The 12,637-nt window shown below is 38.4% G+C and carries 15 protein-coding genes; 12 read left to right on the forward strand and 3 right to left on the reverse strand.

Going from position 1 to position 12,637, the window contains the following annotated elements:
- Window positions 1-67: 67 nt before the first annotated feature.
- Window positions 68-2,206: a phosphate acetyltransferase gene (gene pta / locus HBL79_RS04905; protein WP_035684828.1), complete on the reverse strand. Its 2,139-nt coding sequence runs from the start codon at window positions 2,204-2,206 to the stop codon at window positions 68-70.
- A 71-nt stretch (window positions 2,207-2,277) separates the two neighbouring features.
- Window positions 2,278-3,480 (reverse strand): acetate kinase, encoded by a 1,203-nt coding sequence (locus HBL79_RS04910; protein WP_046097391.1) that lies wholly within the window; start codon window positions 3,478-3,480, stop codon window positions 2,278-2,280.
- 249 nt (window positions 3,481-3,729) lie between these two features.
- Here HBL79_RS04910 and yfbV point away from each other — a divergent pair, with 249 nt between their 5' ends.
- From yfbV to HBL79_RS04970, 12 genes are all read left to right on the forward strand, one after another.
- Entirely contained in the window at window positions 3,730-4,170 is a 441-nt protein-coding gene (yfbV, locus tag HBL79_RS04915; RefSeq protein ID WP_035684821.1) for a terminus macrodomain insulation protein YfbV, read from the forward strand.
- A gap of 148 nt (window positions 4,171-4,318) precedes the next feature.
- Window positions 4,319-4,828 (forward strand): CvpA family protein, encoded by a 510-nt coding sequence (locus HBL79_RS04920; protein WP_035684818.1) that lies wholly within the window; start codon window positions 4,319-4,321, stop codon window positions 4,826-4,828.
- Between the two features lie 13 nt (window positions 4,829-4,841).
- Window positions 4,842-6,353 carry an amidophosphoribosyltransferase gene (gene purF / locus HBL79_RS04925; RefSeq protein WP_035684816.1) on the forward strand — a complete coding sequence of 504 codons (1,512 nt, stop codon included), beginning with the start codon at window positions 4,842-4,844 and terminating at the stop codon, window positions 6,351-6,353.
- Complete coding sequence (locus HBL79_RS04930) at window positions 6,353-6,943, forward strand: UbiX family flavin prenyltransferase (protein ID WP_035684814.1); 591 nt, start codon at window positions 6,353-6,355, stop codon at window positions 6,941-6,943. Before purF ends, HBL79_RS04930 begins: the two co-directional genes overlap by 1 nt.
- Window positions 6,944-7,297: 354 nt before the next feature.
- Window positions 7,298-7,702, forward strand: a complete 405-nt coding sequence (locus HBL79_RS04935; protein WP_035684803.1) for a DUF805 domain-containing protein — start codon at window positions 7,298-7,300, stop codon at window positions 7,700-7,702.
- A gap of 138 nt (window positions 7,703-7,840) precedes the next feature.
- Window positions 7,841-8,908: a DarT ssDNA thymidine ADP-ribosyltransferase family protein gene (locus HBL79_RS04940; protein ID WP_052716799.1), complete on the forward strand. Its 1,068-nt coding sequence runs from the start codon at window positions 7,841-7,843 to the stop codon at window positions 8,906-8,908.
- A gap of 11 nt (window positions 8,909-8,919) precedes the next feature.
- On the forward strand, window positions 8,920-9,633 hold the full coding sequence (locus HBL79_RS04945) for a DarT1-associated NADAR antitoxin family protein (protein WP_035684800.1): 714 nt from the start codon (window positions 8,920-8,922) through the stop codon (window positions 9,631-9,633).
- Between the two features lie 176 nt (window positions 9,634-9,809).
- Window positions 9,810-10,379: a hypothetical protein gene (locus HBL79_RS04950; protein WP_167316913.1), complete on the forward strand. Its 570-nt coding sequence runs from the start codon at window positions 9,810-9,812 to the stop codon at window positions 10,377-10,379.
- A 38-nt stretch (window positions 10,380-10,417) separates the two neighbouring features.
- The gene (locus HBL79_RS04955) at window positions 10,418-10,618 is read left to right on the forward strand and encodes a hypothetical protein (protein ID WP_035684790.1); all 201 of its coding nucleotides are present in this window, start codon (window positions 10,418-10,420) and stop codon (window positions 10,616-10,618) included.
- Window positions 10,619-10,674: 56 nt separating this feature from the next.
- Entirely contained in the window at window positions 10,675-11,010 is a 336-nt protein-coding gene (locus tag HBL79_RS04960; RefSeq protein WP_035684788.1) for a hypothetical protein, read from the forward strand.
- 12 nt (window positions 11,011-11,022) lie between these two features.
- A complete protein-coding gene (locus HBL79_RS04965) occupies window positions 11,023-11,283 on the forward strand; it encodes a hypothetical protein (RefSeq protein ID WP_017806543.1) in 261 nt (86 codons plus the stop codon).
- Window positions 11,247-11,921 carry a tetratricopeptide repeat protein gene (locus HBL79_RS04970; protein ID WP_021724325.1) on the forward strand — a complete coding sequence of 225 codons (675 nt, stop codon included), beginning with the start codon at window positions 11,247-11,249 and terminating at the stop codon, window positions 11,919-11,921. Before HBL79_RS04965 ends, HBL79_RS04970 begins: the two co-directional genes overlap by 37 nt.
- A 69-nt stretch (window positions 11,922-11,990) precedes the next feature.
- Here the strand turns inward: HBL79_RS04970 and purE are convergent, their stop codons facing one another.
- Complete coding sequence (purE, locus tag HBL79_RS04975) at window positions 11,991-12,491, reverse strand: 5-(carboxyamino)imidazole ribonucleotide mutase (protein ID WP_017806546.1); 501 nt, start codon at window positions 12,489-12,491, stop codon at window positions 11,991-11,993.
- Window positions 12,492-12,637 lie beyond the last annotated feature (146 nt).

Consider the following 12,637-nt stretch of genomic DNA (forward strand, 5'->3'; position numbering starts at 1 on the left):
TAGTCTGAGTTTAAAAATCTGCACAATTTGTGCAGATTTCAAAGTGCGGTCTATTTTTTCGCTGTTTTTATTGTGTTGCTTGGATTGCGGTTAAGGCAATGGTGTACACAATATCATCCACTAATGCACCGCGAGAAAGATCGTTCACTGGTTTACGCATACCTTGTAGCATAGGACCAATCGAAACGAGATCCGCCGAGCGTTGTACCGCTTTATAAGTGGTGTTACCCGTATTCAGATCTGGGAAGATAAACACCGTTGCTTTACCGGCAACTGGCGAGTTTGGTGCTTTAGAACGTGCTACATCTTCCATAATTGCCGCATCATATTGTAATGGACCGTCAATAATCAGATCTGGGCGTTTTTCTTGAGCGAGTCGGGTTGCTTCTTTCACTTTTTCTACATCTGCACCGCTACCTGATGTACCTGTAGAGTAGGAAATCATTGCCACTTTTGGATCAATACCAAAGGCTTTAGCAGAATCTGCAGATTGAATCGCGATTTCTGCAAGCTGTTCTGCCGTTGGATCTGGGTTTACCGCACAATCGCCATAAACCAGCACTTGATCAGGCAATAACATAAAGAAGATAGAAGAAACAATAGAATTACCTGGAGCCGTTTTGATGATTTGCATTGGTGGGCGAATAGTATTGGCTGTGGTATGAACTGCACCTGAAACTAAGCCATCAACTTCGTTTGCTTCGAGCATCATTGTACCAAGAACCACGGTATCTTCTAATTGTTCACGAGCGGCTTCTTCCGTCATTCCTTTGTTTTTACGTAATTCGACAAGACGATCAACATAATTTTCACGTACGCTGGCTGGATCGATAATTGTAATCCCAGCACCTAATTTCACGCCTTGAGCTTCAGCAACACGTTGAACATCTGCAGGGTTAGCTAATAACACACATTCTGCAATGCCACGTTCAGCACAAAGTGCGGCAGCTTTTACGGTACGAGGCTCATCACCCTCAGGTAAGACGATACGTTTTTTCGCTTGTCGTGCTAATTCAGTTAATTGGAAGCGGAACGCTGGTGGCGACAAACGGCGTTGGCGAGATGAGGCAGCAACGATTGAAGTAATGAAATCAGCGTCAAATTGTTGGCTAGTGTATTGTTTGATATTCTCAATACGCTCTTTATCATCTACAGGCACTTCAAGATTAAAGCTTTGTAAGGTTAATGCTGTTTGCCAAGTGTTGCCTTCAATACGGAAGATAGGTAAGCCTGAGTTTTCAAAAGCAGGTTGGCAGAGTTTTTTGATTTGGTTATCAATTTTATAGCCACCAGTTAAAAGTAAACCACCTAGCTCAATGCCATTACTTGCAGCGAGGGCAGCAGCCACAAGCACATCAGGTCGGTCTGCCGAGGTTACTAGCAAGCTCCCAGTGCGGAAATGCTCAACCATATTTGGTAATGTTCTTGCACAGAAAGTGATGCCTCGAATACGGCGAGATTGAATTTCACCCTCATTAATAATTGCTGCACCAAGATGATTGACTAAATCAATTACTCGAGTAGCAATGAGTTCAGCACTCCAAGGAATGCAAGCTAAGATTTTAATAGGGCTTTGTTCAAATAGTTTGTAAACCTCTGATACATTATTGTGACTGTGCTGATAAGCATCAAAAATTTCGCTTAGATCTGGACGAGTACGGCCTGTTTCATCAATTGGTGCATTGAATTTGTTAATCACAACACCCAGTAAGTTTTTGTTATTTTTACCACCAAATTGTGAAGCCGCTGCTTCTATACGTTCTTTTAATTCCGCAGGCGTTTCGGTGGCTGGAGCTGCAACTAAAATAATCTCAGCATCTAAAGCCTGAGCAATTTCATAGTTAATGCTGTTGGCATAGCTATGTTTACGTGTTGGGATTAAACCTTCAACAATGATAATTTCATTGTTTTTAGCCAACTGTTGGTGATTTTCAACAATTTTCTCTAATAAAACATCAGATTGATTTTGCCCGATTAAACTTTCAGCTACGCTAAGCATAAATGGCTCAGCGGTTTCAATAGAAGTGCTAGTGCGAACAATTGAGGTGCTACGATCAAGCTTATCTTCACCGGTATTAGGCTGTGAAATTGGCTTCATAAAACCGATTTTGGCACCTTTTTCTTCAAGGGCACGAATTAAGCCAAGGCTAACACTGGTTAAACCTACACCAGCACTGATAGGAATAAGAATAATCGTACGAGACATAATAAACCTTAAGGTTAAAACTGAATGAAAAAGAAACTGCCGAAGTACTCGGCAGTCTGTTTATTGCAAAATTAGATGCAAAGTTTTGCAGTATCTTGGGCAATCACCAATTCTTCGTTAGTTGGGATTACCATTGCAACAGGTGAATTATCTGTTGTAATAATTCCTTCATTGCCGAAACGTGCTGCTAAATTTCTTTCGTTATCAATTTGATAGCCGAAAAGTTTTAAATGGTTTAAGGTTTGTTCACGAACTAGAGCTGAGTTTTCACCGATACCGCCAGTGAACACAATGGCATCTAAACGTTCGCCGATAACCGCCATATATGAACCAATATATTTTGCTAAACGGTAGCAGAATACATCTAAAGCACGTTTGGCAGGTTCTTCGGTTTCGTAGTTATCTTCCGCATAACGGCAATCACTGGTTACTTCTGTTAAACCTAATAAACCAGACTTTTTGGTTAATAGGGTGTTAATTTCTTCAACGCTCATACCTAGGTTATCGTGTAGGTAGAAAATGATCGCGGGATCTAAATCCCCCGAGCGAGTTCCCATCACTAAACCTTCTAATGGTGTTAAGCCCATTGAAGTATCAATACATTTGCCGTGGCGTACTGCTGCAACTGACGCACCATTACCTAAATGGCAAGTGATTACATTCACTTGATCCGCAGGTACGTTTAAACGCTCAGCCGCTTGTTGGCTTACATAGAAATGGCTTGTCCCGTGTGCACCGTAGCGGCGAACACCGTGTTCTTTATAAAGCGAATAAGGTAATGCGTAAAGGAATGCTTCTTCAGGCATTGTGGTATGGAATGCGGTATCAAACACTGCCACATTTTTATCTTTTAAATGCGGGAACATTTTGAACGCTTCTTCAATACCGATGATATGTGCTGGATTGTGCAATGGCGCAAATTGGATAGCGTCTTTAATCCCTTGAATAACTTCATCATTGATGATTACAGAAGAAGTGAATTTCTCACCACCGTGAACAATACGATGACCGATGGCAACAATATTATCTTTGAGTGAAGGATCTAATGGGAAAATATTATTAATAATGAATGCAAGGGCTTCACTGTGTGCCGCTCCCGCACCTAAATCCGCATTGCCTTTTTCACCGTGTAATTTCCATTTAATGCGAGCATCAGGTAAATGGAAGGCTTCGGCTAAACCTGATAATTTTTCTTCACCAGATACGGCATCTAAGATAGAAAATTTAAGAGAAGAACTACCACAGTTTAGGACTAAAACTAATTTTTGAGACATAAGTAACCTATCTTTAAGTAAGTTAAAAGGAATCCGCCTAAATTTATCAAGCGGGCGACAGATAAAAGTCATTAAACGCCTCATAGGATACACCTTTCAAAAAATAAAATAAATTCTCAATGTTAAAAAATGCGACATTTATCAAAAAAATGATTAAAAATTAAAATATTTTTATAAGAATTAAGCGAGAAGTCCGAAACCGAGATCGACTATAATGGAAATATGACAACCATAAACAAAGGAAAAACGATGAATTTTTTTACCGCACTTAAACAAGGGCAGGTTTATTTAAACACTTGGCCGTTAATCCCCAAACTTGGAATGATTTTCCCTGAAAACCGTGTGATTAAAGCGACAAAATTTGCACAGAAGCTAATGCCGTTTCTCGCCGTGTTCGCTTTAGTTTGGCAACAGATTTATGCCAATGGGGAGATAATGGCATTTGCCGCCGCCATTTTAACCGCACTTTTTGCCTTGTGCTTACCCTTGCAAGGATTATATTGGCTAGGCAAGCGGGCTAGCTCTCCATTGCCTGCGAAAAGTGCGGTGCAATTTTCAGTTATTTTTTCACAATTAGAAAAAGCGGGTTGTGTGCTTGCTAAAGTCGATCAGCCAACTTATCAAGATTTAGCCCAATTATTAAACAAAGCCCAGAAGCATTTACCTGCTGATTTTTGGCAATCTCTGTGATGGTGTGTGTGTTGATCCCCTTGAGGGCGGGTGATATAGTACGCCGCTTTTTAACCCTCAGGATAAAAAACTGCAAATAATGCTACGCAAACGTTTTCGTTTTTTGCTAGAATACGGCGGTCATAAATATCCTCCTTTTTGTTGAGAGATGATTTCTGTGAACAACTATATAGATTTTATTATTATCGGAATTATTGCCTTTTCTATTATTGTCAGCTTACTGCGTGGTTTCGTGCGTGAGGTGATGTCTTTAGCCAGTTGGGTGGTTGCTTTTTTAGTGGCAAATCATTTTTATCCTTATGTCGCCAGTTTCCTTACTCAAATTGAATCCAACTATATGCGTAATGGGGCGGCGATTGCCATTTTATTTATTGCAACCTTAATTATGGGGGCGTTGGTCAATTATCTTGTGAGCCAATTAGTGGATAAAACAGGGTTGTCAGGCACGGATCGCGTATTAGGTGGCTGTTTCGGTTTGTTGCGAGGTGTCCTCATCGTTGCTGCCTTATTATTCTTTGTTGATACCTTTACAGGTTTTGCACAAAGTGATGTATGGAAAGAGTCAAAATTAATCCCGCACTTTGGTTTTATTGTGGAATGGTTCTTCCAAAAAATTCAGGAAAATTCCAGTTTATTAAACTCAACATTAACTCAATAGGGGATAACACGAAATGTGTGGTATTGTCGGTATTATCGGTCAAAGTCCAGTAAACCAAGCTATTTATGATGGCTTAACTGTGTTGCAACATCGCGGGCAAGATGCCGCAGGAATTGTAACCATTGACGATGAAAATCGTTTTCGCTTACGCAAAGCCAATGGGCTGGTGAGCGATGTTTTCCAACAAGTGCATATGTTGCGTTTGCAAGGCAATGCAGGGATTGGACACGTTCGTTATCCGACAGCGGGAAGTTCAAGCGTTTCAGAGGCTCAGCCCTTTTATGTCAATTCGCCTTATGGCCTAACCTTAGTGCATAATGGCAATTTAACCAATTCGGAACAGCTGAAGAAAACCTTATTTGAACGGGCGAGAAGACACGTCAATACCAATTCAGATTCTGAAGTGCTACTTAATATTCTCGCTTACCACCTCGACCACATTTACACCCAACACCTTTCCGCCGAAGATATTTTCCACGCCATTAAAGCTACGAACAATGACATTCGTGGGGCTTATGCTTGCATCGCAATGATTATCGGACACGGAATGGTGGCTTTTCGCGACCCGAATGGCATTCGCCCATTGGTGCTAGGCAAACGCGAGGAAAAAGGCAAAACAGAATATATGTTTGCCTCTGAAAGCGTAGCGTTAGATGTGGTGGGCTTTGAATTTGTGCGTGATGTTCAGCCGGGCGAAGCGGTGTATATCACCTTTGACGGCAAACTTTACGCCCAGCAATGTGCAGACAATCCAAAGCTCAACCCTTGTATTTTTGAATATGTTTATTTTGCCCGCCCAGATTCTTACATTGACGGCGTTTCTGTCTATGGGGCAAGAGTACATATGGGCGAGCGTTTAGGGGAAAAAATCGCCCGTGAATGGCAAGATTTAGATATTGATGTAGTGATCCCCATTCCTGAAACTTCCAACGATATTGCCTTACGCATTGCCCATATTTTAAACAAACCTTATCGTCAAGGCTTTGTAAAAAATCGTTATGTAGGACGCACTTTTATTATGCCAGGGCAAACTCAACGTGCCAGTGCGGTACGCCGTAAACTCAACACCATTTCTTCTGAGTTTAAAGGGAAAAATGTGCTGTTAGTGGACGATTCTATTGTGCGTGGCACAACCTCGCAACAAATTGTAGATATGGCACGAGCTGCGGGAGCGAAGAAAATTTATTTTGCTTCAGCCGCCCCAGAAATTCGCTATCCCAATGTGTACGGCATTGATATGCCAACCAAACACGAGCTGATCGCCTATGGACGGGATGTGGACGAGATCGCGAAGCTCATCGGCGTGGACAAATTGATTTTCCAAGATTTAGATGCTCTTACTCAATCCGTACAACAAGAGAATCCAGCAATTAAAGGCTTTGATTGTTCTGTGTTTACAGGCGAATATATTACAGGCGATATTACCGCCGAATATCTTGACCAAATTGCGGATTTACGCAATGATAGTGCAAAGAAAAAGCGTGAAAAAGACGCAACCAATCTTGAAATGCACAACGAGAGCTAATGACAAAACAACGTTTAATTATTGGGATCACAGGGGCTTCTGGGGCGATTTATGCGGTACGCCTGCTTGAAGTTTTGCGATCCCAAACCAATATCGAAACCCACCTGATTATCAGCAATGCTGCCAAACAAACCCTCACGGCAGAAACGGATTATAGCATTCAAGCGGTGAAAGCCCTTGCGGATAAAACCTACGACGTGCGGGATATTGGTGCGGCAATTTCTTCAGGATCATACCGCACTTTAGGAATGGTGATTTTACCTTGTTCAATCAAAACTTTATCGGGGATTGCGCACAGTTATACCGATGATTTAATTACCCGTGCCGCTGATGTGTGCTTAAAAGAACGCAAACCGCTTTTCCTTTGCGTGCGAGAAACCCCGTTACATTTAGGGCATTTACGTTTAATGACGCAAGCGGCTGAAATTGGGGCAACCATAATGCCCTTAATGCCCGCCTTTTACCATCGCCCTGAAAGCATTGATGACATCATCAACCAAAGCATTAACCGCCTATGCGATCAATTTGGCATCGAGCTTGAGCGAGAACTATTTCAGCGTTGGGGAGAAAGTGAGTTTCAGCGTTATTGAGGCACTCACATTTTATCCCTCCGCACCTAACTGAAGGGTAAAAAGAGAACAGCTTTCCACCTTAGCAAGACATAATCATTTGCCTCGAAGGGGGCATTTTAACCTTCGATAGTTTGTATTTTTTATCGCTTCTCTCTAACACTTTTTTATTATAAGGCGATTAAAATGACAGGCTACCCCACCGATATTGTTATTACCATTTTTAGCATTTCCCCACCCTTAAAATTAGGTTAAATATTCAACAATTTCAAGGGAGTATACTCCCTGTTGTTCTCTCTTTACAGAGAGAACAAAACCCTTTGCCGAAAGGAAAATTTTTTATGTTCTCTATTCTCTAAATAATAAGGAAGCACAATGTTTAAACAATTATTAACAAATAAAGGATTTGAAAATATTTATGAACAACTTTTTAGTTTTGATGGAAAAGTGGGAAGAGGAAAATATTTCCTTTATTTTACACCTTGCCTTTTTATTGCAATTTTTTTATTTATAAGTTTTCTCTTTTTTATAGAACGGTTAGGGGAAATGCTATATGGCTATGATTTATTAGGTATTTTAATATTAGGAAGTCTAACTTTTTTCTCTTTTTTCTATTTTTTATTATTCAGTTATATATTTTTTTCTTTTTCTATTAGAAGATTGAATGATCTTTTCTTATCAAAAAAATGGGTATTGATTATATTAGTCCCACTAATTAATTTAGTTCTACTTTTTATTTTGTTTTCTGTATCAGGCATTGATTCAAAGAAAGAGCCTTAGTTAACCTGTTTAAGTTAGTTATTAAAATAAGGAATAATAATGTGTAATAGGATTTTTCTTATCCTATTACCCTATTATCTTATTTAGATTAGTCAGAATTTATATATAACAATTTCTATTATAAATAAGGTTAGATATATGGCAAAAAATTTTTTTTACCATTTAGATATATTAGATCCACAACAGTTGTTAATCAGCGAAATTATTAAACAAAGAAATATTCGCTGGTTATGTCATTTTACTCCTCGAAAAAATTTAAAAGAAATTAAACGTATAGGGTTGAAACCGAGAAATTTATTAGATCATACTGCTATTTTTACGGATTCATTTCGTTATGATCAAAATAAAAATGCAATTTGTTTATCTATTAGTAAACCAAATAAATGGATGTTTGATATGAAGAGAAAGCAAGGGGTTGATCTTTGCTTGTTATTAATTGATCCTGCGATTTTATATAAAAAGAATTGTCTTTTTTATCCACATAATGCTGCTACAGCGAGCTATCGAAGTATGGAAAGAACGCTCTTTTCAACGGAGCAAGCCTTGGAAAATCTATTTTCTGATGTTATAACTTATCAAAAATCAGGTAGAGAACCACAGGATATTCATCGTAGCTGGAATATGGAGTTAGAAAATTGTGAAACAACATCAGATCAGGCTGAGGTACAATGTTTAGATATTATTGAACCTGAATACATCAAATACATTATAGAAGATCAAAATATACCTTTAAGTTATCAAGAAATTTTGGAATATCTATCTTCTATTGAATCAGTATTATTAGATGGGAATATTGAATTAAAAGACACACTTAAAAATAAAGAACTTTTAGGAAATTCTTTGGAACAGGATAAAAATTTACTTATTACGGACCCTCCTAAACCTATTAAAGTTAAAAGTTTATTAACTACTAATACTAACTCAGTTAGTGATGGCATTGGTTCAACAATACAGACAGCGAGATCAGATAGACTAACCAAGTTTAAAGAAAGACTATCACAAGAAGTGGAAAAGGAGCTAATAACGACCGATAATAGTTTGAAAGCTAATAGATCTAATTATAGTAAGCTAGGTTATTCAAGAGAAACCAGTAGAAATGATAGTTTAAAAAATAATCATAGCAAATCAAGTTATTCAAGTGGAGATAGTTTTGAAGGGATATGTGTGATTATTTTAATTATCATAATATGTATTATTTTATTTTAGGGTAAATATTAATGAAAAATAAAAGTATTGGGAAATCAATTCGTCCTATTTTTATTCCAAATAGGAATGATATTGGTGTAATAGAACGTGAAATATCATTTGATTGGCATATGGGAATGAGTAGAGAGGTAAGAAAACGCTCAATAAATAGTTTGCATAATGAAGCGAGAAAACAAGGGTTTTCTCATATTTTAGAAGCATCAAGTAAATCAGAGCAGGATATTGGTATACAACTTAGTGCATTTTTTTTAAAAAATATTAAGGGGTATCCTGTAGAAAACCTATTTCAAAGCAGTAAAGTTTTTGAAAAAGGAGGACCTTTTCGTGATTTATTAACAATTATGCCAAGAGAGGCTAAGAAAGATGAACGCTTAAGAAAAAGTGGAAATTTAATTAAATTTACATTTAATCAAAAAAATTATCCTTTAGAACCTAAAAGTCTATTTTATGACTGGTTATATTTGAATGTATTATTTTCAGATAGAAATTTGGATTTAAGAGAAAAATTTTTTGAAAGTAAATTTGAGGCATTTAGTGATATAGAGTTTAACCCTAAAAAATCATTTAGTTGTCAAGCAAGAACATTGGCATTATGTGTATCACTTTATGAAAATGAATCAGTAAAAGATTTTATAGAAGATCCCATAGGTTTTTCTCAGCAGTTTAATTTATATAATAAAGAATCTATTTTTCATCATAATGAACAGACTAACTTTAATTTTTAAGGAGTAATTATGTTTAAAAAATTATTTCAAAATATTTGGACGGATCAAGATGATTCAGTAAAAATATATATAATGAGGGTGTTAAGGCTTTAGCTAAAGGTGATCAGTTAGATAAGGCGATAGCATTATTTAAGCAAATTTGTGAGCAGCACCCTTCCGCAGCTTATAATTTAGGCTTGATTTATTTAGATGGAGTAGGGAAAATCACTCCGAATTATCGTTTAGCTCGAAAATATTTTCAATTAGCACACAATTTAGGGCATTCTAAAGCAGAAGTTTCAGCCAGAATTATTGGTCTTAACGGAGAAAAAAAGCTATCAGTAGAAGAACAGCAAGAGTTGTTTGTTTTTGCCGTAATGCAATATGCAACGGCAAATCAATTTGGTAATCTTGCTTACTTAATTGCTTATGATATTAAAAGAAATATTTTGGAAACAAGTACTGATGAATTATACAGTTTGGATCGCTTTCTTTCCTATGAGTTATATTGTTTACGTAATTATGGAAGTGATGAGGTATTAGCATTATATGAAACTTCATCACTTGTAGATTTGCCAATTAATTATTTAGATGACTGGGAGTCTGGAAATACTGCAAAAATCTCTGACTATATTAATGAAAAAGTTTTGCTATCAATTAATTTGGTAGCAGACTTTTTAGGAGAAAAAGTGAATTTTACAGAAATGGGAACATTAAGAGTTGCTGTTGTAAATGCTGTGTATGAATATTACCTAGATGTGATATAAGGGGGATAGTGCAAAAAATTAGGAAAAAGCCTTTTGCTATGTTATTGAATTTAAAAATTTATGTTGTAGGAATGAAAGATAAAATTGAGCAATTAGAAGAGGAAATGGTGGCGAGTAAAGAGCCAAAAATCTTGATCTTGCTAGGCGAAAAGGAAAGCGATCAGTCTAAAGCGAAAGTCTATTTTGGCGAAGCCTGTGATGCAGGGAGTCAAAAGGGCTGTGATAATATCGAGAGCTGAATGAGAAAGGCGTTAAATAAGCCTTTTTAGCTTGTATTCAACCAAGAGGAAAAACAATGAAAAAAACAACCGCACTTTTAAGCCTTGCTTTCGCCCCTTTAGTGCAAGCAGGGAATTGGGGATCTGAGTTGAAAGCGGAAATGACTTATTCCATTTATCAAGAATGTAGCGATGATGAAAGCAAAATAGGTAAACTTGCAAAATTGATGGATATTTCAAAAGCTACTTGGTGCGGTTGTTTGCTTTCACAAATGCAAACAGAATTTGATAAAATGCAGTTGGAACAACGCTTAAATCAAGGTGAGATGACCATTAAGCAATTTGAGCAAAGTATGGAGCAAGTGGGCGAAAAGGCTGCGGATTATTGCGTTGAAAGACATTGGAAAAATTAACTAGGAAACGAGATGAAATTAAGTAGAAATTTATTGGCTATGGTGTTGTTGTCTTTTACTGTGTTGGGAGCAACTCCTGTGTTTGCACAACTCAATGATGATTTAATTGAGCAAGCTATATTATCAGGCGGTGAGCCGTTGCAACAAGCCTTTGAAGCAGCGGATCGTGGTGAATGGCACAAGGCAGCGAAATTATTCCCGCCATTGGCAGAACAAGGCAATGTGGGGCACAATTTATGTTGGCTGCGATGTTTAACGAGGGAATGGGAGTAAAGCAAGATTTCCAACAAGCGGCTAAATGGTATGCAAAAGCCGCTGAGCAAGGGGTAGCGGAAGCCCAGTTTAGTTTGGCGAATGCTTATCACGAGGGTAAGGGGGTAAAACAAGATGATTTCCAAGCGTTTAAATGGACTCAAAAAGCGGCGGAACAGGGTTTAGCTAAAGCCCAATACTTTTTGGCGTTGAGTTATTATCGGGGCGAGGGCGTGGCTCAAGATTATGCGCTTGCGGCAAAATGGTTTGAAAAAGCCGCAAAGCAACGAGAGGCAGATGCACAATATAATTTGGCATTGATGTATGCTCAGGGGCAAGGGAGGAAACAGGACAATCGCCAAGCCGTGAAGTGGTTTCAAGCCGCTGCAGAGCAAGGCGAGGCAGACGCACAATACGACCTTGCAATGATGTATCATCAAGGCAACGGCGTAGCCCAAGATTATCAGCAAGCACGAAAATGGCTGAAAAAATCAGCTGAACAGGGTAATGAATTAGCCTTAGTCGCACTGGGCGGTTATTATTTAGAGGGGTTTGGTGTACCAAAAGATCAACAAAAAGCCAAAGCCTATTTTGCACAAGCCTGCGAAGCGGGGGCTGATATGGGGTGTAGAATGGGAATGGAGTTAGAAGAAAAATAAGCATTTCCCTTTGGTTTAGATTGAGTTTTAAACAGGAAATGCCCACTTTATATAATGAATCGCAATAGGCTATTCCAATCTAGGATCAGGATTATCCAACACCATTTGCGTTTGATTTTGGCGGAATTGGTGTAAACGCTCAGCCAATTCAGGGTTAAAACGTGCTAAAATTTGAGCCGCTAGTAATCCCGCATTAACCGCACCTGCAGAACCAATGGCTAATGTTCCCACAGGAATGCCTTTTGGCATTTGCACGATAGAATAAAGACTATCCACACCATTTAAAGTGGCACTTTTCACGGGAACACCCAACACAGGCACAAGGGTTTTTGCTGCGATCATTCCAGGTAAATGAGCCGCACCGCCCGCTCCCGCAATAATGACTTTGTAGCCCTTTTGCTCAGCGGTTTCGGCAAAGTGGAAGAGTTTATCAGGGGTTCGGTGAGCAGAAACGATTTCAACGTGGTGAGGCACATTTAAGTCGGTTAAAACTTGTGCGGCTTCTTGCATTGTTGCCCAGTCGCTTTTTGATCCCATTACAATGGCAATTTCAACATTTTGATTTGGCATAATACTTCCTTTCTGTGAAAAATGGCGATAGTCTAGCATAGGATTTTTACACCAAGCAAACGTTTGCTTAGTTTTATGCGTAGTATCGTTCATAAATTTAGCGGCGATGATTTTCCAAGTTTGAAAGCCTATTAATAATTAAGGGA

The organism is Avibacterium paragallinarum, assembly GCF_011765605.1.
GTDB classification, from domain to species: Bacteria; Pseudomonadota; Gammaproteobacteria; order Enterobacterales; family Pasteurellaceae; genus Avibacterium; species Avibacterium paragallinarum.